This window comes from Streptomyces sp. NPDC092952 (assembly GCF_044754785.1).
In the GTDB taxonomy this organism is placed as follows: Bacteria; Actinomycetota; Actinomycetes; order Streptomycetales; family Streptomycetaceae; genus Streptomyces.
The window spans coordinates 538,763-557,346 of sequence record NZ_JBIVPT010000004.1 but is presented as its reverse complement, the minus strand read 5'-3'; the positions used below and the strand labels follow the sequence as shown (position 1 = coordinate 557,346).

Annotated in this window: 23 protein-coding genes; 18 read left to right on the top strand and 5 right to left on the bottom strand. The window is 73.0% G+C overall.

Annotated elements, in window-relative coordinates; translation table 11 throughout:
* Positions 1-64: 64 nt before the first annotated feature.
* Together ACIQGQ_RS13750 and ACIQGQ_RS13745 are read right to left on the bottom strand one after the other, a co-directional pair.
* Positions 65-1,108, bottom strand: a complete 1,044-nt coding sequence (locus tag ACIQGQ_RS13750; RefSeq protein ID WP_366298580.1) for a LacI family DNA-binding transcriptional regulator — start codon at positions 1,106-1,108, stop codon at positions 65-67.
* Between the two features lie 24 nt (positions 1,109-1,132).
* Positions 1,133-1,957, bottom strand: a complete 825-nt coding sequence (locus ACIQGQ_RS13745) for a winged-helix domain-containing protein (protein WP_402394662.1) — start codon at positions 1,955-1,957, stop codon at positions 1,133-1,135.
* Between the two features lie 258 nt (positions 1,958-2,215).
* On the opposite strand from ACIQGQ_RS13745, the gene ACIQGQ_RS13740 reads away from it, so the two are divergent.
* The 8 genes from ACIQGQ_RS13740 to ACIQGQ_RS13705 all read left to right on the top strand — a co-directional run bounded on the left by ACIQGQ_RS13740 (position 2,216) and on the right by ACIQGQ_RS13705 (position 7,925).
* The gene (locus tag ACIQGQ_RS13740; RefSeq protein ID WP_402394659.1) at positions 2,216-3,106 is read left to right on the top strand and encodes an alpha/beta hydrolase family protein; all 891 of its coding nucleotides are present in this window, start codon (positions 2,216-2,218) and stop codon (positions 3,104-3,106) included.
* A gap of 56 nt (positions 3,107-3,162) precedes the next feature.
* Positions 3,163-3,417 carry a MoaD/ThiS family protein gene (locus ACIQGQ_RS13735; protein ID WP_366298584.1) on the top strand — a complete coding sequence of 85 codons (255 nt, stop codon included), beginning with the start codon at positions 3,163-3,165 and terminating at the stop codon, positions 3,415-3,417.
* A 10-nt stretch (positions 3,418-3,427) separates the two neighbouring features.
* Positions 3,428-4,954 (top strand): hypothetical protein, encoded by a 1,527-nt coding sequence (locus ACIQGQ_RS13730; RefSeq protein WP_402394655.1) that lies wholly within the window; start codon positions 3,428-3,430, stop codon positions 4,952-4,954.
* Positions 4,955-5,122: 168 nt separating this feature from the next.
* On the top strand, positions 5,123-5,812 hold the full coding sequence (locus ACIQGQ_RS13725) for a DUF2993 domain-containing protein (protein ID WP_402394652.1): 690 nt from the start codon (positions 5,123-5,125) through the stop codon (positions 5,810-5,812).
* 227 nt (positions 5,813-6,039) lie between these two features.
* Positions 6,040-6,147: a putative leader peptide gene (locus tag ACIQGQ_RS13720; protein WP_350983699.1), complete on the top strand. Its 108-nt coding sequence runs from the start codon at positions 6,040-6,042 to the stop codon at positions 6,145-6,147.
* A 169-nt stretch (positions 6,148-6,316) separates the two neighbouring features.
* Positions 6,317-7,162, top strand: coding sequence for a sulfurtransferase (locus ACIQGQ_RS13715; protein ID WP_366298587.1), 846 nt, complete (start codon positions 6,317-6,319; stop codon positions 7,160-7,162).
* 50 nt (positions 7,163-7,212) lie between these two features.
* Positions 7,213-7,500 carry a DUF1416 domain-containing protein gene (locus ACIQGQ_RS13710; RefSeq protein ID WP_030925040.1) on the top strand — a complete coding sequence of 96 codons (288 nt, stop codon included), beginning with the start codon at positions 7,213-7,215 and terminating at the stop codon, positions 7,498-7,500.
* A 167-nt stretch (positions 7,501-7,667) separates the two neighbouring features.
* On the top strand, positions 7,668-7,925 hold the full coding sequence (locus ACIQGQ_RS13705; protein ID WP_366298588.1) for a DUF3099 domain-containing protein: 258 nt from the start codon (positions 7,668-7,670) through the stop codon (positions 7,923-7,925).
* A gap of 33 nt (positions 7,926-7,958) precedes the next feature.
* Here ACIQGQ_RS13705 and ACIQGQ_RS13700 read toward each other — a convergent pair whose 3' ends face one another.
* On the bottom strand, positions 7,959-8,321 hold the full coding sequence (locus ACIQGQ_RS13700; protein ID WP_352278959.1) for a DsrE family protein: 363 nt from the start codon (positions 8,319-8,321) through the stop codon (positions 7,959-7,961).
* 106 nt (positions 8,322-8,427) lie between these two features.
* Between ACIQGQ_RS13700 and ACIQGQ_RS13695 the strand changes: the two genes are divergently transcribed.
* The 6 genes from ACIQGQ_RS13695 (at position 8,428) to ACIQGQ_RS13670 (ending at position 13,565) form a co-directional block, all read left to right on the top strand.
* Positions 8,428-9,297 carry a hypothetical protein gene (locus tag ACIQGQ_RS13695; protein ID WP_402394648.1) on the top strand — a complete coding sequence of 290 codons (870 nt, stop codon included), beginning with the start codon at positions 8,428-8,430 and terminating at the stop codon, positions 9,295-9,297.
* On the top strand, positions 9,294-10,133 hold the full coding sequence (locus ACIQGQ_RS13690) for a hypothetical protein (protein ID WP_402394645.1): 840 nt from the start codon (positions 9,294-9,296) through the stop codon (positions 10,131-10,133). Before ACIQGQ_RS13695 ends, ACIQGQ_RS13690 begins: the two co-directional genes overlap by 4 nt.
* On the top strand, positions 10,130-11,038 hold the full coding sequence (locus ACIQGQ_RS13685; RefSeq protein ID WP_402394643.1) for a hypothetical protein: 909 nt from the start codon (positions 10,130-10,132) through the stop codon (positions 11,036-11,038). The genes ACIQGQ_RS13690 and ACIQGQ_RS13685 overlap by 4 nt, the downstream gene beginning before the upstream one ends.
* A gap of 351 nt (positions 11,039-11,389) precedes the next feature.
* Positions 11,390-11,962 (top strand): FABP family protein, encoded by a 573-nt coding sequence (locus tag ACIQGQ_RS13680; protein WP_366298592.1) that lies wholly within the window; start codon positions 11,390-11,392, stop codon positions 11,960-11,962.
* A gap of 108 nt (positions 11,963-12,070) precedes the next feature.
* Positions 12,071-12,547 (top strand): Fur family transcriptional regulator, encoded by a 477-nt coding sequence (locus tag ACIQGQ_RS13675; protein WP_402394640.1) that lies wholly within the window; start codon positions 12,071-12,073, stop codon positions 12,545-12,547.
* Positions 12,548-12,599: 52 nt separating this feature from the next.
* Positions 12,600-13,565, top strand: a complete 966-nt coding sequence (locus ACIQGQ_RS13670) for a YgfZ/GcvT domain-containing protein (protein WP_402394637.1) — start codon at positions 12,600-12,602, stop codon at positions 13,563-13,565.
* Between the two features lie 36 nt (positions 13,566-13,601).
* On the opposite strand, the gene dtd is transcribed toward ACIQGQ_RS13670, so the two are convergent.
* A complete protein-coding gene (dtd, locus tag ACIQGQ_RS13665; protein ID WP_402394635.1) occupies positions 13,602-14,051 on the bottom strand; it encodes a D-aminoacyl-tRNA deacylase in 450 nt (149 codons plus the stop codon).
* Between the two features lie 116 nt (positions 14,052-14,167).
* Here dtd and ACIQGQ_RS13660 point away from each other — a divergent pair, with 116 nt between their 5' ends.
* From ACIQGQ_RS13660 to ACIQGQ_RS13645, 4 genes are all read left to right on the top strand, one after another.
* Positions 14,168-14,800 carry an ABC transporter substrate-binding protein gene (locus tag ACIQGQ_RS13660; RefSeq protein ID WP_402394634.1) on the top strand — a complete coding sequence of 211 codons (633 nt, stop codon included), beginning with the start codon at positions 14,168-14,170 and terminating at the stop codon, positions 14,798-14,800.
* Positions 14,801-14,847: 47 nt separating this feature from the next.
* Positions 14,848-15,831 (top strand): asparaginase, encoded by a 984-nt coding sequence (locus ACIQGQ_RS13655; protein WP_402394632.1) that lies wholly within the window; start codon positions 14,848-14,850, stop codon positions 15,829-15,831.
* Positions 15,832-15,943: 112 nt separating this feature from the next.
* Positions 15,944-17,203: a GNAT family N-acetyltransferase gene (locus tag ACIQGQ_RS13650; RefSeq protein ID WP_402394629.1), complete on the top strand. Its 1,260-nt coding sequence runs from the start codon at positions 15,944-15,946 to the stop codon at positions 17,201-17,203.
* Positions 17,204-17,238: 35 nt separating this feature from the next.
* Positions 17,239-17,910, top strand: a complete 672-nt coding sequence (locus ACIQGQ_RS13645; RefSeq protein ID WP_402394627.1) for a TetR family transcriptional regulator — start codon at positions 17,239-17,241, stop codon at positions 17,908-17,910.
* Between the two features lie 42 nt (positions 17,911-17,952).
* Here the strand turns inward: ACIQGQ_RS13645 and ACIQGQ_RS13640 are convergent, their stop codons facing one another.
* A complete protein-coding gene (locus ACIQGQ_RS13640) occupies positions 17,953-18,486 on the bottom strand; it encodes a DUF2199 domain-containing protein (protein WP_402394625.1) in 534 nt (177 codons plus the stop codon).
* Between the last annotated feature and the right edge of the window lie 98 nt (positions 18,487-18,584).

Sequence of the window (18,584 nt, the reverse complement as noted above, 5' to 3'; positions counted from 1 at the left end):
GAGTCCGCCCTGAGAAGCCCGGCAGAAGCGCGTATGCCCGATATAAGGAGCGGGCCGCCGGGCCCTACCTCGGGCCCAGGGCCGGGTCCCCGCAGCCGCAGGAGCGCCGAACCACCAGCGCGGACGGGAACTGCTTCAGCCGCTCCCGGCGCGACCCCGACACCCGCAGCGAGTCGTCGAGGACCAGGTCCACCGCGGCCCGCGCCATCGCCGGGCGGTCCGAGGAGACCGTGGTCAGCGGCGGATCGGTCAGCCCGGCTTCCTTCACGTCGTCGAAGCCCGCCACCGCGAGCTCCCCCGGCACGTCGATCCGCAGCTCGCGGGCGGCCCGCAGTACGCCGATGGCCTGGTCGTCCGTGGAGCAGAAGATGGCCGGTGGCCGGTCCGGCCCGGCGAGCAGCTCCAGCGCCACCTTGTAGGCGTCGTAGCGGTTGTACGGGGCCTGGAAGAGCCGGCCCTCCGTCGACCGCCCGGACTCCTGCATCGCCCGGCGCCAGCCCTCGACGTGATCGGCGACCGGGTCGCCGACCGCCGGGGTGGACTCCACGCCGCCGAAGCACGCCACGTACGCGTTGCCGTGCTCCAGCAGATGACGGGTGGCGAGCTGGGCGCCGCCCACGTCGTCGGTGACGACCGCGACGTCCTCGATCGCCTCCGGCCGCTCGTGCAGCAGCACCACCCGCGCGTCCCACGCCTCGATCTCGGCCGCGGCCCGCTCGCTGGGGCCCTGGCTGACCAGGATCAGGCCGGAGACCCGCATGCCGAGGAAGGCCCGCAGATAGTGGACCTCGCGCTCGTCGCGGTAGTCGGAGTTGCCGACCAGCACCATCTTCCCGCGCTCGGCGGCGGCCTGTTCGACCGCGTGCGCCATCTCCGCGAAGAACGGCTGCCGGGCGTCCGGCACGATCATCCCTATGAGGTCGGTGCGCCGCGAGGCCATCGCCTGGGCGACCCGGTCCGGCCGGTAGCCCAGCTCCTTGATGGCGGCGAGCACCCGCTCGCGCGTGGCCGGGGCGACCGGCCTCGGTCCGTTGTTGATGACGTAGCTGACGACCGCGGTCGACGTCCCCGCCAGTCTCGCCACATCGTCCCGCGTCACCTTGGCCACGCGCGGCAGTCTACGCGGATATACCTACCGTCCGGCAGGGCGGACCGGGGCTTCTTCCCGCGCCCCGGAACGGACCGGCTGCTCCGAACGGGTCACCTCCGAACGGGCTGCCGCCCCGGAGTCCCGCGCCGGGGCGGTCCGGCCCCTGCTTTTGGCCTCCTCGGCCGCGCGCTCCGCCTTCTCGGGCACCACGAAGCGGTAGCCCACGTTGCGGACCGTCCCGATCAGCGACTCGTGCTCCGGGCCGAGCTTGGCCCGCAGCCGCCGTACGTGGACGTCGACGGTGCGCGTGCCCCCGAAGTAGTCGTAGCCCCAGACCTCCTGGAGCAGCTGGGCGCGGGTGAAGACCCGGCCCGGGTGCTGCGCCAGGTACTTGAGCAGTTCGAACTCCTTGAAGGTCAGGTCCAGGACCCGCCCCTTCAGCTTCGCGCTGTACGTGGCCTCGTCGACCGAGAGGTCCCCGTTGCGGATCTCCATCGGGGAGTCGTCGGAGGCGAGCTGCTGCCGCCCGGTGGCCAGCCGCAGCCGGGCCTCGACCTCGGCCGGTCCCGCCGTGTCCAGCAGCACGTCGTCGATGCCCCAGTCGGCGGTGACGGCCGCGAGCCCGCCCTCCGTCACCACGAGGACCAGCGGGCAGCCCGGCCCGGTGGACCGCAGCAGCTGGCAGAGCGAACGCACCTGGGGAAGGTCGCGGCGGCCGTCGATCAGGATGACGTCGGCACCGGGGGTGTCGACGAGCGCGGGGCCCTCGGCGGGCGCCACCCGCACGCTGTGCAGCAGCAGGCCGAGCGCGGGGAGCACCTCCGTCGACGGTTGGAGCGCGTTGGTGAGAAGCAGCAGTGAGCTCATCGACGCCCACCTGCCCGGGGCATCGGTCGATGATGGTGTGCGGTTCGCTCGCCCATGACGTCGGTCCTCCTCGTTCCCTGCGAGAGGGGCACTCCCGGGCCGGACCCGGGGGAGTATGCGGCACTTCTTCGTACGGTTCGTGGTGCGGGTTCCGATGGGTGCTGAGTTTGTGGAAACGTCGCCGTAACAACGTCCGGAACGCACAAAAGGACCCGGGGGCTGCTCTGCCCGGATCCTCTTCCCAGCACAATAGCCCACATGACTTCTGTGTCCGAGGGGCCGATCGGGCGTTCTCCTGTTCCCTCGATCACGCCCGCTCTCCCGCGTACCGCGCCGCGCACGGCTCCGGGGACGGCGCCGCGGGCCGTTCTGCGGACGGTTCTGCGCACCGACGACGGGGTGCGGATCGAGGCGATGTACGAGCCGGGGGCATCCTTCGACGGTACTGCGGACGGCGTGGACGGTGCGGACGCCGGGACCGTGATCGTGGTCGCGCACGGGTTCACCGGTTCGGTGGACCGGCCCGCTGTGCGGCGGGCGGCCGGGGTGTTCGCGGGGCGGGCGGCCGTGGTGACCTTCTCGTTCCGGGGGCACGGCGGGTCCGGCGGGCGGTCCACGGTCGGCGACCGCGAGGTGCGGGACCTGGCGGCGGCGGTGGCGTGGGCCCGGTCGCTCGGGCACCGGCGGGTGGTGACGGTGGGCTTCTCGATGGGCGGCTCGGTGGTGCTGCGCCACGGGGCGCTGTACGCGGGGCGGGCGGCGGAGGGCGCGGACGCGGTGGTGGCGGTGAGCGCCCCGGCGCGCTGGTTCTACCGGGGTACGGCGCCGATGCGCCGGGTGCACTGGCTGGTCACCCGCCCGACGGGCCGGCTGGCCGGCCGGTACGGCCTGCGCACCCGGATAGCCCGGGGGCCGTGGGACCCGGTGCCGATGCCCCCGGTCGAGGCCGCCCGGCTGATCGCCCCGGCGCCGCTGCTGATCGTGCACGGCGACCGCGACGCGTACTTCCCGCTGGACCACCCGCGCTCGCTGGCCGCCGCGGCGGGCGAGGACGCCGAACTGTGGCTGGAACCCGGCATGGGCCACGCCGAGAACGCCGCGGACGAGAACCTGCTCACCCGGATCGCCGACTGGGCGGTCACGGCGTGACCCATGATGGACAGCCGACCGGAGACGGGACGGCACGAGACGAGAGGAGCGGTGCCATGTCCACGGTGACGATCCGCTACTGGGCCGCCGCCAAGGCCGCGGCCGGAATCGCGGAGGAGCCGTGCACGGCTCGGACCCTGGCCGAGGCGCTCGACACGGTGCGTGAACGGCACCCCGGAGAGCTCACCCGAGTGCTTCAGCGGTGCTCGTTCCTCATCGACGGTGACCCCGTGGGCACCCGTGGCCATGAGACCGTACGCCTTGCCGAGGGCGGCACGGTCGAGGTGCTCCCGCCGTTCGCAGGAGGATGAACCGCAGAACATGAGCAGCAACGATCAGCAGCACCCGTACGGACAGGACCCCGGGTACGGGCACGGCCCCGGTCCCGGCCCAGGTCCCGGTTCCGCTCCCGGCCACGACCCGGCGTACGGCACGCAGCAGCCGCACGCCGGCCAGCCGTACGGCGACCGGTCGTACGGCGGTCAGCCGCAGGCCGGCCAGTCCTACGGCGGTCAGTCGTACGGGTCCGACGCGTACGGGGCCGCCCCGCAGGGGCAGCAGCAGGGCCAGGCCCAGGGGCAGTCCTGGCCGGGCGGGTACCCGCAGGAGCCGGCCGCCGCCCACGCCGCACCGGACCCCGCCGTCGCGCAGACCTGGGAGGGGCAGACCTGGGACACCCAGTACCAGCCGGTCGTCCAGCGTCCCCAGCAGACCGCCGCGCCCCAGCAGCACGCCGAGCCGACCCAGTACCTCCAGCCGGTCCAGCCCGCGCAGCAGTCCCCGTACCCGCAGCAGCCCCAGCCGGACCCGCAGACCCACCAGGCACAGCACCACCAGGCCCAGCACCCGCAGCACCACCAGCAGCATCCGCAGGCGCAGCACCAGCAGCCCGCCCCGGACGCCGCCGAGACCGCCTACCTGCCGCCGGTGCCGCCCCAGGGCGCATCGGGCTCGTACCCGCTGCCGCCCGAGGTGCCGGTCGCGCAGCCGGTCACCGGGCCCGCGACCGGGGCCGTCACCGGGTCCGCCGACATCGCCCCCGCGCTCGACGCGGACGGGTACGGCGCGCCCACCACCGTGGGCAACAGCCGGATCACCGACGCCCAGCGGGCCCGCGCCGAGGGCCGCTCGCCGATCATCGCGCCGGGGATACAGCCCGCCGGGATCACCGCGGCGCTCGGGCTGCTGATCGCCCTGGGTGCCGCGATCGGCTCGTACGCCCTGGTCGTGCCGCTGGTGCTGCTCCAGGCCCTGACGGCGGCCGGCTGGTTCCGGCTCAACGGCATGTGGCCGGCCCGGCAGGGCATCGCGCTCGCCTTCGCGGGCGGCCTCGTCGCCGACGTGGCGCTGCTCGCCGCGGGCCGGGAGAACGGCCCGGCCGCCCTCCTGGGCACCCTCGGCGTCTGGGTGCTGCTCACCCTGGTCCTCCAGCTGCGCAGCCGGGCGAGCGCCGACGAGCGGATGCAGGGGCTGATGGCCACCCTCGCCTCGGCGGCCCTGACGGTCCTGGCCGGCGGCTACCTCGCGGCGGTCCCGGACGCGGTGGTGGCCGGTGCGGTGGCCGTCGCGGCCGCGGCGCTGGTCCGCGCGCTGCCGTTGCCCGGCCCGGTCTCGGTCGTGGCGGCGCTGCTCGTCGCGGCGGCCGGCGGCGCCGTGGGCGGCGCCCTCACCGACCTGGGCACCAAGGGCGCGCTGCTCGGCCTGGTGGCGGGCGGCTGCGCGCTGATCGGGCTGCGGGTGGCGAGCTACGACTACCCGTCGCGCTTCGTCCACATGACCGCCGGGGTGGCCCTGCCGCTCACCGCCGCCGCGCCCGCCGTCTACCTGATCGGCCGCATGGTCGCGTAACGGCCGTACCGCCCGCGCCTCTGCCCCCGCCCGGTTTCCCGCCCAGGGAACCGGGCGGGGGTCTATGCTCGTCGATCTTCAGGGGCGCCACGCACGAGCCGTGCACAACCTGTGGACGGTGTGGGCGTTCCGGGCCGGGCCGGACTGCGGGTGGGGGAGAGAGCGGGCATGCGCGCACTGCGAATACTGCTGGTCGTCGTGGTGATCCTGGGTGGCGTCTTCGTCGCCGCCGACCGGGCGGCGGTGTACTTCGCGGAGTCGGAGGCCGCCGGACAGATCAAGATCACCGGGGCCACGATCGGCTCGGCGGACGTCTCCATCAAGGGCTTCCCCTTCCTCACCCAGGCGGCCGACAGCCGGTTCGACGAGGTCGACGTGCGGATCACCGGCATCGAGACCGACGCCAACGGCCGCCGCCTGCGGATCAGCCGGATGGAGGCGGCCCTGCACGACGTGCGGCTGACCGACAACTACACCGCCGCCACCGCCGCCCGCGCCACCGGCACCGCCGTCGTCTCGTACGAGGACCTCACCAAGGCCGCCAGCGACGGGGTCGTCGTCGAGTACGGCGGCAACGGCAAGGTGAAGGTCACCGGAACGGTCGACATCCTCGGCCGTCCGCTCTCGCGCAGCGTGCTCTCCAGTGTCACGCTGGTCGACGGCGACACCGTCCGGGTCCGCGCCGACAAGGTGCCCGGCGAGGGCATCCCCGGGCTGGAGGGGCTGGTGCGCGGCAAGACCGACTTCGACCGGGAGGTCGGCGGCCTGCCCAGCGGCCTGAAGCTCCAGCGGATCCAGCCCACGGCGGACGGACTGGAGATCTCGGTGACCGGCACCGAGGTACGGCTCGCGGGCTGATCCGGACTGATCCGGGCCGAGCCCGCCCGGACCGCGCGTCGTCCACCCCCTCGCACCACATAGTGAGACGCGCGAGTCCGATCCGCAGATGGCCGCCCCGCACGGGCGTCGCCCGGCCGCTCCGCCAGGGGCGCCGGGCCCCTTCTCGTCCCGAGATGCGGACGATCGTGTATCAGGATTCGATACAGCGGTGACATGGCCGCCCGGACCTCCCTACGATCGGTTCCATGCAGTGCTCTATTGGCGGGCTCCCTCAGCGGGGCCGGGCGGATCTCACGAAGCGGCGGGCAGTGGACCTGTGCCGCGTCGCCGCCATGCTCTGTCGCACTGTCTGAGCGGGCGCTCCGGCACCCCGCGCTTCCCGGCCCTTCCGACCGAAGTCGGGGCCTCTTTCCGATCGCCGTCGTACGGGCGCCGCACGTCGCACGGCCGTGCCCGGCATCGCACCCGCACCCCGCACCGTCCCGCATCATCCCGCCGCAGACTGCCCCGGAGGAGAACAGCATGAGCCGCAGTGACGTCCTGGTAGACGCCGACTGGGTCGAGGCCCACATCGACGACCCGCAGGTCGCCCTCGTCGAGGTCGACGAGGACACCTCGGCCTACGAGAAGAACCACATCAAGAACGCGATCCGGATCGACTGGACCAAGGACCTCCAGGACCCGGTCCGCCGCGACTTCATCGACCAGGCCGGCTTCGAGAAGCTGCTGTCGGAGAAGGGCATCGGCAACGACACCACGGTCGTGCTGTACGGCGGCAACAACAACTGGTTCGCGTCCTACGCGTTCTGGTACTTCAAGCTCTACGGCCACCAGGACGTCCGGCTGCTCGACGGCGGCCGCAAGAAGTGGGAGCTCGACTCCCGCGACCTGGTCGACGGCGACCAGATCCCGTCCCGCCCGGCCACCCAGTACAAGGCCCAGCCGCAGGACGAGTCGATCCGCGCCTACCGCGACGACGTCGTGGACGCGATCGGCAACAAGAACCTGGTCGACGTCCGGTCGCCCGACGAGTTCAGCGGCAAGCTGCTCGCCCCGGCCCACCTCCCGCAGGAGCAGTCCCAGCGTCCCGGCCACGTGCCGAGCGCCCGCAACATCCCGTGGTCGAAGAACGCCAACGACGACGGCACCTTCAAGTCGGACGAGGAGCTCAAGGCGCTCTACGAGTCCGAGCAGGTCGACCTCGCGAAGGACACCATCGCGTACTGCCGGATCGGCGAGCGCTCCGCGCTCACCTGGTTCGTCCTGCACGAGCTGCTCGGCCAGGAGAACGTCAAGAACTACGACGGTTCGTGGACCGAGTACGGCTCGCTCGTCGGCGTGCCGATCGAGCTCGGTGCCAACAAGTAACTCCGCACGACCCGGACCAGCACGAACCCCGACCCGAAGGACGAAACCCCATGTGTGGAGCGAAGGCCGGCGGCCCCGACGCCTCGACCATCAAGCCCGGTGAGACCACCATCCAGGGCAGCGTGACCCGCGACGGCGAGCCCGTCACCGGCTACGTGCGCCTGCTCGACTCGACCGGCGAGTTCACCGCCGAGGTCCCGACCTCGGCCACCGGACAGTTCCGCTTCTACGCGGCCGAGGGCACCTGGACGGTCCGCGCCCTGGTCCCCGGCGGCAGCGCCGACCGCACCGTCGTCGCGCAGACCGGCGGCCTCTCCGAGGTGGCCATCGCCGTCTAGTACGGACACCCGCCCGTACGGACGCCGTTCCGTACGGCCCGTGAACCGGCCGAGGGGCCGTACCCCAGGGGGTTGGACGCCTTCCTGATCCGGGGTACGGCCCCTCGTGCTGCACGTACCGCCCCGGCGCACTGCCGCCGGGCGGTGGCCGGGCCTACCCTGGAGGCATGTACGCGCGACGCCGTCGCGGCTATTTCCTGATGATGGGCGTCTGCATCGTCCTCTTCGTCTCCGCCTGGTCGTTCGTCCGGCTGTGGTCGATGCCCGCCGCCATAGCGATGTGCGTCGTCGCGATGGTCATCCCGCCGGTGGCGGCGATGGTCGCCAACCGGCGCGGGCCGGAGGACCGCTGGTGGGACGACCCGTCCGGCGACCCGCAGTCCGACGAGTGGTGGGACGAACTCGACGGCAAGAAGCGCCACTGACCCGGGCGGCCGGGCCGGTGACGGGTGCCGATGTCAGTAGACGAGCGCCTGGACGCCGTCGGCCATGATCTCGCTGACGAAGACCTGTGCCCCGGCGATCCGCACCCCCTCCAGCACGTCCTGCTCGGTGATGTCGCGCCGGGCCGCGCACTGCGTGCACAGGGTGATCCGGCCACCCGCCTGGATCGACTCGATCAGGTCCGGCAGCGGCGCGGCGTGCGGCAGCTCGAACTCGGCGGCGCGCCCCGGCAGCGCGAACCAGGACGACTCCCCGGTCAGCCAGAGCGAGACCTCCACCCCGCTGGCGACGGCGACCGCGGCCACCGTGAACGCCTGCGAGCAGCGCTCGGCGGAGTCGGCACCTGCGGTCACCTTGATCACGAGCTTCTTCGACATATGCCGAACTGTAATCGGCGGGCGGGCAACCTTCTTCACATGGTGAAGGTCAGGTGGATGCGCGGGTAACGGAACTCGCGCCTCAGGTCTCGTGGGGGGACCTCCATTGGAACCAAAAGACACCATTTCTGACGAGCAGTTGGAGCAGCCCGAGCAGCCGGAGCAGGTCGAACAGGCCGATCCCGAGCCGCCCGCCGCACCGGCCGCATCCGCCGAGCCCGCCGTACCCGCCGCACCTGTCATGAAGCGCCCGCGCGGGCGTACGGCGCTGCTCGTCGCCGTCGCCGCGGTGCTCGGCATCGGGGTCGGCACCGCCGCGGGCTACGAGATCCAGGACCGCCGCGACCCGACCCCGCTGCCCGCCCTGTCCCAGCCCGGACTGGCGTACCCGGCGAAGGCGCTGCCCCCGGGCAAGACCCCCGACCCGCTGCCCGTGTCCCAGGACCGCCGGGTGAAGACGGACGGCGACCTGCGCAAGCTGCTCGTGGACCGGCCCGCGGGCTGGAGCGACGACCCGCTGGAGCTGGGCGTCATCGACGGCTGGGCGAGCCCGGACATCTACGCCCGTTCCTACAAGGACGAGGGCGGCATGTACGAGTACCTCCTGGAGAGCGACGTGCGCCGCGTCGCGGCCGCCGCCTGGAAGCGCGGGCAGTACGCCAACGCCACGGTCCACCTCGTGCAGTTCCGTCCGTCGGCCGTGCAGCCGGCCCGGGAGTTCGCCGAGGACCAGCTCGCGTACATGTCCGGGAGCGAGATCGGCGCGGGCAACGAGGGCGACGCGATCAAGGGCAGCGGCATCGGCCGCTACTACCTCTACGGGGTCGAGCGGAAACCCGGCTACATGCCGCTCTACCACGCCAGGGCGACCATGTACCGGGGCGACATCATGGCCGACATCCACCTCTACGACACCGCGCCGATCAGCAAGAAGGACATCCGGACGCTGGCCGAACGACAGCTGGAGCGCCTGTGAACGACGTGACCCCGCAGGCGGCCGCACCCGAGGAGAGCACCGCCGCCCCCGCCCCGGACACCGGGACCCCGGCCGCCGAGGCCCCCGCCCGACCCGGCCGGGTGCGCCGCGCCGCCTTCGTCTGGCTCCCCGTCGCGACCGCCCTCGCCGGGGTCGTGCTCTCCGCCGCGTACGTCAAGGTCACGGTGGACGGCGCCGACCGGAGCACCTCGACCCGTCTCTGGGCGGAGCCCGCGCAGAAGCCGGGCAAGGACCCCGCCGGTGACGTGGCCCGGGGCCGGGCCTCCACCGAGCTCAGCAAGCTGCTGCTGCCGGTCCCGTCCGGCTACCGGCTCGGCCCCGACCAGCGGGACCTCGGCAACGACGGCGAGCTGAGCGGAAAGCGCGCCGCCGCCGCCATGAAGCAGGGCGCCAAAGGCCTCGCGGGCAAGGAACGCCGCGCCTACGAGGAACGGATCGACAAGCTCCACATCGAGGGCATCGCCGTCCGCACCTATGTGGACGAGGGCAACACCCTGATGGTCAGCACCGAGATCACGCGGGTGAAGAACCGGAAGGCGGTCCGGGACCTCTACGGCTTCCGGACGGGCCTCATGGGGGCCCTCGACCTCTTCCGCGAGGGGCCGAAGATCAAGGAGCACACCAAGAAGGCCACGTGCTTCACCCCCCGCAAGGGCAGCGGGAAGGACCTCGCGTCGATGGACTGCTTCGCGTACGAGGGCGAGATGAGCATCACCCTCAGGGCGTCCGGGACCAAGCCGTTCGACCGGACGGCCGTCGCCGACCTCCTGAAGGACCAGCTCAACCACCTCACGTCCCCGGGGGAGTACGTATGACCGAGCAGCCGACCCGCACACCCGCCGACCCCGTACCGGACCCGGCCACCGAGCCCACCGGGCCGGCCGTCCCCGCCGTGTCCGCCGAGCCGGCCGCCCCCGCCGAGGCCGTCGGCCCGCAGGACCCGCCAGCGGCGCCGAAGCCGCCCCGGCGGATCCTGCGGGCCGTCGCCCGGTACACCGTCGTCGCCGCGGTCTTCGTCGGGCTCGGCGTCGGTACGGCGTACGGCATCGCCTCGATGGACCGCACCGACGTACCCGGTCTGGCCACCGAGAGCGACGGCCGCTGGGACTACCCCGAGCTGAGCCTGCCCGCGCTCCCGGACGGCGCGCCCCGCCCGTACAGCGAGGGCAACACCGGCGAGGTCCACCACGCCGACCTGCGGCGCCTGCTGCTGCCCGCCCCGGCCGGAGCAACCGTCGACAAGAAACTCGACGGCGGCTGGGTGAGCACGGACACGTACCTCTCCGCGTACGAGAAGAAGGGGCGCTCCAAGCTCGGGGCGGCTCTCAGGGACGCGGCGCCGCGTCACGCCGTCGCCCGCGGCTGGACCATGCCGGACGGCACGTCGACCCGGATCTACCTCGTCCGGTTCAACTCGACGGCCTTCGCCCAGAGCTTCCTGGACCTGATCACCGAGAGCGGGGTGGAGACGCCGCTGACCGGGGTGTCCGACTCGGTCCTCGACGAGGAGTGGAACGGCGGCGGAAAGGTGGAGGGCGTCGCGCCCTACGTGTTCGACGAGGAGAAGCCGTACGGCGAGGCGCGGGTCCGCCACGGGTACCTGGTCGGCGGGGACACCCTCGCCCTCGTCGTCCAGTCCCGCGAGGGCACCGGCAAGGAGGCCACCCCGGCCGTCCCGTTCCACCAGACGATGATCCTCCAGGCCCAGCTGCTGGGCTGACCGGTCCCGGCCGCCGTCCGGGCCCGTCCCCCGGGCAGCGGCCCCGGACCGGCGGGCCGGGCCCCAACCCATTAGGCTGGGGCCCGGCCCGTACTGCTGCCATAACGCTCGTTGCAAGGAGTTCCCGTGCTTGAGGCATTCTTCTCCGCCCTGCTGGTCCTGGTCTGCGTCGGCGTTCTCGCCTTCGTCGGCCTGAGCGTGAAGAAGCTGTACCAGGGTCAGCGCTGACCCTCCGGGCACACCCGGCCACCACGGGTACCCCTCGCGGCGACGTGACACCTCGTACCCGACGTGTCACGTCCGATGTCGCACCCACCCTCGCCCCCACCTCACAGATCGCCTGAGCCGTTCATGATCGAGATCCCGTCCGACCTGCACCCGGACCTCGTCCCGCTGGCCTTCCTCCTCGGCAACTGGGCGGGCGCGGGCGTCTCCGACTTCCCCGGCGCCGAGCAGTGCAACTTCGGCCAGGAAGTCACCTTCAGCCACGACGGCCGGGACTTCCTGGAGTACGTCTCGCGCAGCTGGGTGCTCGACTCCGAGGGCAACAAGGTCAGGCCGCTGGAGACCGAGTCCGGCTACTGGCGCATCGACAAGGACCGCAAGGTCGAGGTCGTCATGGTCCGCGACCAGGGCGTCATCGAGATCTGGTACGGCGAGCTGGCCGACAAGAAGCCGCAGATCGACCTGGTCACCGACGCGGTGGCGCGCACCGCCGCCTCCGGCCCGTACAGCGGTGGCAAGCGGCTGTACGGCTACGTGAAGAGCGACCTGATGTGGGTCGGCGAGAAGGCCACCCCCGAGGTGGAGCTCCGCCCGTACATGTCGGCGCACCTGAAGAAGGTCGTCACCCCCGAAGAGGTCGAGGCGATGGCGAAGAACCTCGGCGACCTGCCGGACGACGGCATCGCCTTCTTCAAGTAGCCCGCAGGGGGCGCCCGGGGCCGTACGGGCCGCGAGAATCCGTACGGCCGTACGGATTCTCCGCGCAACCACGGCGGACGGGTGCCCGTCCGGTCCTACACTGGGCCTGTGGTGAGCACCGACTGGAAGACCGATCTCCGGCAGCGCGGCTATCGGCTGACGCCGCAGCGCCAGCTGGTCCTGGAAGCCGTCGACGCACTGGAACACGCGACCCCCGACGACATCCTCTCCGAGGTGCGCAGGACCGCCTCCGGGGTGAACATCTCCACCGTCTACCGGACCCTTGAGCTCCTGGAGGAGCTGGGGCTGGTCAGCCACGCCCATCTCGGGCACGGGGCGCCCACCTACCACCTGGCCGACCGGCACCACCACATCCACCTGGTCTGCCGGGACTGCTCGGACGTCATCGAGGCGGATCTCGGCGTGGTCGCCGACTTCACCGCCCGGCTCCGCGCCGACTTCGGGTTCGAGACCGACATGAAGCACTTCGCGATCTTCGGCCGCTGCGCCGGATGCGCGGCGAAGCAGGGCGGGACGGGCGAGCCGGCCGGGGCGGCGCAGGACCCCGCGTCCCGGCGTCCGTGACGGTCCGGAGGACCCCGGCGGGCCCCGGCGCACCGCGTCGTACGCTGGTCGCATGAAGAGCCCCCTGCTGTCCCTGCCCGGCGCCGTCCCCGCCGAAGGCCGCGACGAAGGCGTCGCCGCCCACTACGGCGACCTGTTCCGCGAGCAGCGCGCGCTCGCCGACGGTTCCGGCCTGGTCGATCTGTCGCACCGCGCCGTCGTCACCGTCAGCGGCGGCGACCGGCTGTCCTGGCTGCATCTGCTGCTCACCCAGCACGTCAGCGAACTCGCCCCCGGCCAGGCCACCGAGGCCCTGATCCTCAGCGCCAACGGGCACATCGAGCACGCCCTCTACCTGGTCGACGACGGCGAGACCGTGTGGATGCACGCCGAGCCGGGCACCCAGGGCGAGCTGGTCGCCTACCTGGAGTCGATGAAGTTCTTCTACCGGGTCGAAGTCGCCGACCGCACCGAGGACTTCGCCGTGGTGCACCTGCCGGCCGGATCCATCGCGAAGGCCCCGGACGGCGTGCCGGTACGGGAGACGGCGTACGGCCGCGACCTCTTCCTGCCCCGTGCCGACCTGGCGGCGTACGCGGCGGAGAACGGCCCCGTGGCCGGTGTCCTGGCGTACGAGGCGCTGCGCGTGGAGGCGCACCGGCCCCGGCTCGGCTTCGAGACCGACCACCGCACCATCCCGCACGAGCTGGGCTGGATCGGCACCGCCGTCCACCTCCAGAAGGGCTGCTACCGGGGCCAGGAGACGGTGGCCCGGGTGCAGAACCTGGGCAAGCCGCCGCGTCGGCTGGTCTTCCTGCACCTCGACGGCAGCGAGGTCGTGCTGCCCGGACACGGCACCCCGGTACGGCTCGCGGCGGACGGGGCGGAGGGGCGCCAGCTCGGCTTCGTCACCACGTCCGCCCGCCACCACGAGCTGGGGCCGATCGCGCTGGCCCTGGTCAAGCGGAACGTCGCGGTGGACGCCCCGCTGCTCGCCGGGGACACCGCCGCCGCCCAGGAAACGGTCGTCGAGCCGTAGGCCGACAGGCCGACCCGGACCAGGGCCCGGCCCCGGTCAGATCTCCACGAGGACGGTGAACGGGCCGTTGTTGGTGAGCGAGACCCGCATGCTCGCCCCGAACCGGCCCGTCTCCACCCGCGCGCCCAGCGCCCGCAGCTGCTTCACCACCTCGTCCACGAGCGGCTCGGCGACCTCGCCGGGCGCCGCCGCGTTCCAGGTGGGCCTGCGGCCCTTGCGGGCGTCCCCGTAGAGGGTGAACTGAGAAATCACCAGAAGCGGTGCATTCACATCGGAGCAGGACTTCTCGCCCTCCAGGACCCGGAGCGACCAGAGCTTCCGGGCGAGCTGGGCCGCCTTCTCCGGGGTGTCCTCGTGGGTGACCCCCACCAGCACACACAGCCCCTCGCCGACGATCTCGCCGACCACCCGGGGGCCGTCCACCCCGTCCGTACCGTCGGCGACCGTGACGCTCGCGCCGTCCACCCTCTGTACCACTGCACGCATACAGACCAACCTATCTTGGGCTGAATGGGTACAGAGCATCCACATGGGACCCGGCCAAGTGGCACCATGCTCGAAGGCGGTGCGCCGACGCACCGGTCGAGGGGATGGACACAAGCATGAGTACCTATGGAACCGGGCAGTCCCCCGGCGCCGTGCCGGTCACGCCCACCGGCGCCGGTGCCAGCACCAGCACCATGCGCCCACCCGTGCAGCGTACCGGCCACGATTCCGGGGACGCGCTCGCCGAACCGGGCTCCCCGCACCTGGACACCGCCCCGCCCCTGGGCGCGTTGCGGCTGCCGGAACTGCGTACGCTCCGCCGCGACTCGCAGCGCGACGAGGCCGACCTCAGCTACGTCCGCCGGCTCGTCCAGGGCCGGATCGACATCCTCCGCGCCGAGCTGGCCCGGCGGCTGGACCCGGAGGTGCCGGTGGTCGACCGGCTCTCGGAGATCCTCGCCGACACCCCGTCCCGGCACCGCTCCTCCGCCCGGCACGTCACGCTCACCACGCCGCGCAGCGACGAGTACCGCCGGCTGGCCGCCGAGACGCTCGCCGAGGTCGAGCTCTCCGACCTCGACGCCCGTACGGACGAGGAGCTGCACACCGCGATGGGGCGCCTGGTCCGCTACGAGCAGCAGGTCTCCCGCCGCCGCCACCACCTCCAGCGCACCGCCGACGATTGCAGCGCGGAGATCGCCCGCAGGTACCGTGACGGGGAAGCCCAAGTAGACGACCTGCTCGCCTGAAGCGATCCTTCCGGGGGCGGGTACGCCAGTCCCCGGAAGGTCCATCCATGTCCTCCAGCGCCGCCCCCGCCGCCATATCCCCCGTGTCCCCGGAGCTCCCCGTCCTGGCCGAGGTCGTACGGTCCGGCTTCGTGGAGGGCCACCACCGGGGCTCCCTGGTCGTCCTGGCCGCCGACGGGAGCGTGGAGTGGTCGCTGGGCGACCCGACGGCACCGGTCTTCCCCCGGTCCGCCAACAAGCCGATGCAGGCCGCGGCCGTGCTGCGGGCCGGGCTCGACCTGTCCGGGGAGCGGCTGGCTCTGGCCGCCGCGAGCCACTCCGGCGAACCCTTCCACCTGGAGCTCGTCCGCACGATGCTCGCCGAGCACGGACTGACGCCCGACGACCTCCAGACCCCGCCGGACCTGCCGCTGGACCCGGTGGAGGCGGAGGCGTACCTCGCCGCGGGCCACGTCCGCGCGCCGATCACCATGAACTGCTCCGGCAAGCACGCGGCGATGCTCGCGGCCTGCGCGCTCAACGGCTGGGACCGGGCGGGCTACCTCGACCCGGCCCACCCCCTCCAGCAGCTGGTCCACCGGGGCGTCGAGGCGGCGGCCGGGGAGCCGGTCACGGCGGTCGGCACGGACGGGTGCGGGGCGCCGCTGATGGCGATCAGCCTGGTGGGCCTGGCGCGGGCCTTCCGCACCTTCGTGCTCGCGGAGCCCGGGACGCCGGAGCGCCGGGTCGGCGACGCGATGCGCGCCCACCCCGAGTACGTGGCCGGGACACGCCGCCCCGACACCTGGCTGATGCGGGAGGTGCCGGGCACGCTCTCCAAGATGGGGGCCGAGGCGGTGCAGGCGGTGGCGCTGGCGGACGGCCGGGCGCTGGCCTTCAAGGTGGACGACGGGGCGATCCGGGTGCTGGGCCCGGTGCTGGCCCGCGCGCTGCGGCTCCTCGGCGTCGACGCGCCGGTGGTCGAGCGGATCGGCCGCGCCCCGCTGATGGGCGGGGACCGGGAGGTCGGCGAGGTCCGGGCGGCCTTCTGACCCGTCGCCGGCCGGCCGCCGTCCCGCTGCTGACCAGCGGCTTTCGGTCGATTCCGGTGGCCGGGGGGAAAACGGGGCGACAGTGCGGGCCGGGGCACCTAGCGTGGCGCGTATGGCCCTCGACGTCCGTACCATCACCGCTGCCGAACTCCCCGACTGGACCCGCGCCAAGCACGCCGGGTTCCTGCGTCCGACCACGGCCGAGGAGGCGGCGGAGGAGGCCCGGAAACGGTTTCCGTACACCGACCTCGACCGCACGCGGGGGGCGTTCGACGGCGGGCGGTGCGTGGCCACGTACCGCTCCTTCGCACAGGAGCTGACGGTCGTCGGCGGCGGGGTGGTGCGGGCCGACGCGATCTCCAACGTCACGGTCTCGCCCACCCACCGGCGGCGCGGCCTGCTCCACCGGATGATGGACGCGGACCTGGCCGACGCCAAGGAGCGCGGCGAGGTGGTCGCCACACTGGTCGCCGCCGAGTACCCGATCTACGGGCGGTTCGGCTTCGGCCCGGCGGTCTGGACGACCGACTGGGAGATCGACGTGCCGAGGAGCGGCCTCGACCCGCACCGGCCGGTCCCCACCGGGCCCGGGGACGGCCGGATCGACCTGGTCGACGGCGCGACCGTCCGCAAGCTCGGCCCGGCGGTCCACGACCGGCTGCGCGCCCGGCAGCACGGGGTGATCGACCGGGACGCCCGCTGGTGGGAGCTGAACACCGGCGAGAACGTGGCCGGTCCCTTCCCCTGGAGGGAGCCCTTCTACGTGCTCCACAGCGACGCGGACGGCGAGCCCGACGGCCTGCTCGTCTACCGCGCCGACTCCGTCTGGAGCGAGGCCAAGCAGCCGCTGAACACCGCCACGGTGTCGAGCCTGATCGCCACCACGCCGGCCGCCGAGCGCGCGCTGTGGCACTACCTCTGCTCGGTCGACTGGGTCACCAAGGTCCGTACCGGCAACCGGGCCCCCGACGACCTGGTGCCGCTCCTCCTGCCGGACCCGCGCGCGGCCCGGGTGGTGACCCAGGCCGACTACCTGTGGGTGCGGGTGCTGGACGTCGTCGCCGCCCTGGAGGCCCGCAGCTACGCGGTGCCCGGCACGCTCGTCCTCGACATCCACGACGCGGCGGGCCTGGCCGGCGGGCGCTACCGCCTCGAAGCCACCGCCTCCGGCGCCGCGGCCTGCACGCCCACCACGGACGACGCCGACCTCGCGCTGGACGTACGGGAGCTGGGCACCCTCTACCTCGGCGACGAGTCCCCGGTCCGGCTGGCCGCGCTGGGGCGGATCGAGGAGCGGCGGCAGGGCGCGGTGGCGGTCGCCGAGGGGATGTTCCGGGCGGCCCGGCGTGCCTGGTGCCCGGACATGTTCTGACCGGCCGGGGACCGTCCCGCGTACGCTTCGGGGCCATGGACGTGGACGGGAGCAGGGGCGGTGACGTGGACGGGGGCGCGGGTGCCGGGCGGTCCGGGGACGAGCGGCTGGGGCTGCGGGAGCGGAAGAAGCGGCTGACGTACCAGGCGGTCTCCGACGCCGCGATCGCGCTCTTCCTGGAGCGGGGCTTCGACCAGGTCTCGGTGGCGGAGGTGGCGGCCGCGGCGGGCATCTCCAAGCCGACGCTCTTCCGGTACTTCCCCGCCAAGGAGGACCTGGCCCTGCACCGGTTCGCCGACCACGAGGACGAGTCGGCCCGGGTGGTCGCCGGGCGCTCCGGCGCCGAGTCCCCGCTCGACGCCCTGCACCGCAACTTCCTGGACGGCCTGGACCGGCGCGACCCGGTGACCGGGCTCTGCGACGTGCCGGAGGTGCTGGCGTACCAGCGGATGCTGTACGCGGCGCCGTCGCTGGCGGCCGGGATGTCCGCCTACCGGAGCCGTTCGGAGGCGGCGCTCGCCGCCGCGCTGGGCGGCCGGATGCGGGACCGGCTGGCGGCCGCCCAGATCGTCGCCGTCCTGAACGTGCTGGCCCTGGAGAACTGGCGGCGGATGGACGCGGGGGAGCGGGCGGACCGGGTGTACGGGGAGGCGGTCGAGGCGGCCGCACTGGCCTTCGCGCAGCTGCGGGACGGTCTGGGGGAGTGACGAGGGCGACCGCGCCCCCGGCCGGTCGCCCCGCGCCTCGGCTCAGCCGGTCGCGCCGGTCGTGCCGTCGTCGCCGTGGAGTACGGCCTCGGCGATCTCCCGGACCCGGTCGAGGGTGATGCCGGTGCGCTGCTCCACGGCGAGCGGGTGGTCGGTGGGCTCCAGCTCGATGCGGGGGCGCAGACCGATCGCGCGGGTGTGGGCGTTGGTCTTGAGGTTGGTGGTGCGGGGCGAGTACAGCCCCAGTTCGGTGCTCAGCCAGCCGAAGTACGGCGGCTCCGACTCGCGGCCGGGGGTCTGCCACCGGTCGAGGGCGCGGCCGAAGTTCTCCCGGCTGAGCGAGATCCACACGCCCCAGGAGAACGGCTCCGGGCTGCCGGAGACGGGTATCTCGATCAGGCCCTTGATGAAGTAGTGCTCGTGTCTGACGATGCACTGGTCGGAGGAGAGCATGCTGTCGGGGTCGCTCTCCAGGCTCGCGTCCCAGACGTCGGGCGCCATGGTCGAGTACCCCATCGGGAGTTCCGCGTGGTGTTCGCCGCAGCGGGAGCAGGTGTATCCGGGGTCGATAGCCATGGGCGGATCCTAAGGGCTGTCCGGCAATCCCTGGTGGATCGGTGTGCGGCGTCAGACGCGGTGCATCGCAAGGCGGAGGGACGCCCGAATACTGGATG

Excerpts from the sequence above, each read along its gene's own strand:
- ACIQGQ_RS13745 (WP_402394662.1), bottom strand. The coding sequence starts at position 1,957 with ATGAGCTCACTGCTGCTTCTCACCAACGCGCTCCAACCGTCGACGGAG.
- ACIQGQ_RS13740 (WP_402394659.1), top strand. The coding sequence starts at position 2,216 with ATGACTTCTGTGTCCGAGGGGCCGATCGGGCGTTCTCCTGTTCCCTCG.
- ACIQGQ_RS13735 (WP_366298584.1), top strand. The coding sequence starts at position 3,163 with ATGTCCACGGTGACGATCCGCTACTGGGCCGCCGCCAAGGCCGCGGCC.
- ACIQGQ_RS13730 (WP_402394655.1), top strand. The coding sequence starts at position 3,428 with ATGAGCAGCAACGATCAGCAGCACCCGTACGGACAGGACCCCGGGTAC.
- ACIQGQ_RS13725 (WP_402394652.1), top strand. The coding sequence starts at position 5,123 with ATGCGCGCACTGCGAATACTGCTGGTCGTCGTGGTGATCCTGGGTGGC.
- ACIQGQ_RS13720 (WP_350983699.1), top strand. The coding sequence starts at position 6,040 with ATGCAGTGCTCTATTGGCGGGCTCCCTCAGCGGGGCCGGGCGGATCTC.
- ACIQGQ_RS13715 (WP_366298587.1), top strand. The coding sequence starts at position 6,317 with ATGAGCCGCAGTGACGTCCTGGTAGACGCCGACTGGGTCGAGGCCCAC.
- ACIQGQ_RS13710 (WP_030925040.1), top strand. The coding sequence starts at position 7,213 with ATGTGTGGAGCGAAGGCCGGCGGCCCCGACGCCTCGACCATCAAGCCC.
- ACIQGQ_RS13705 (WP_366298588.1), top strand. The coding sequence starts at position 7,668 with ATGTACGCGCGACGCCGTCGCGGCTATTTCCTGATGATGGGCGTCTGC.
- ACIQGQ_RS13700 (WP_352278959.1), bottom strand. The coding sequence starts at position 8,321 with ATGTCGAAGAAGCTCGTGATCAAGGTGACCGCAGGTGCCGACTCCGCC.
- ACIQGQ_RS13685 (WP_402394643.1), top strand. The coding sequence starts at position 10,130 with ATGACCGAGCAGCCGACCCGCACACCCGCCGACCCCGTACCGGACCCG.
- ACIQGQ_RS13680 (WP_366298592.1), top strand. The coding sequence starts at position 11,390 with ATGATCGAGATCCCGTCCGACCTGCACCCGGACCTCGTCCCGCTGGCC.
- ACIQGQ_RS13670 (WP_402394637.1), top strand. The coding sequence starts at position 12,600 with ATGAAGAGCCCCCTGCTGTCCCTGCCCGGCGCCGTCCCCGCCGAAGGC.
- dtd (WP_402394635.1), bottom strand. The coding sequence starts at position 14,051 with ATGCGTGCAGTGGTACAGAGGGTGGACGGCGCGAGCGTCACGGTCGCC.
- ACIQGQ_RS13660 (WP_402394634.1), top strand. The coding sequence starts at position 14,168 with ATGAGTACCTATGGAACCGGGCAGTCCCCCGGCGCCGTGCCGGTCACG.
- ACIQGQ_RS13655 (WP_402394632.1), top strand. The coding sequence starts at position 14,848 with ATGTCCTCCAGCGCCGCCCCCGCCGCCATATCCCCCGTGTCCCCGGAG.
- ACIQGQ_RS13650 (WP_402394629.1), top strand. The coding sequence starts at position 15,944 with ATGGCCCTCGACGTCCGTACCATCACCGCTGCCGAACTCCCCGACTGG.
- ACIQGQ_RS13645 (WP_402394627.1), top strand. The coding sequence starts at position 17,239 with ATGGACGTGGACGGGAGCAGGGGCGGTGACGTGGACGGGGGCGCGGGT.
- ACIQGQ_RS13640 (WP_402394625.1), bottom strand. The coding sequence starts at position 18,486 with ATGGCTATCGACCCCGGATACACCTGCTCCCGCTGCGGCGAACACCAC.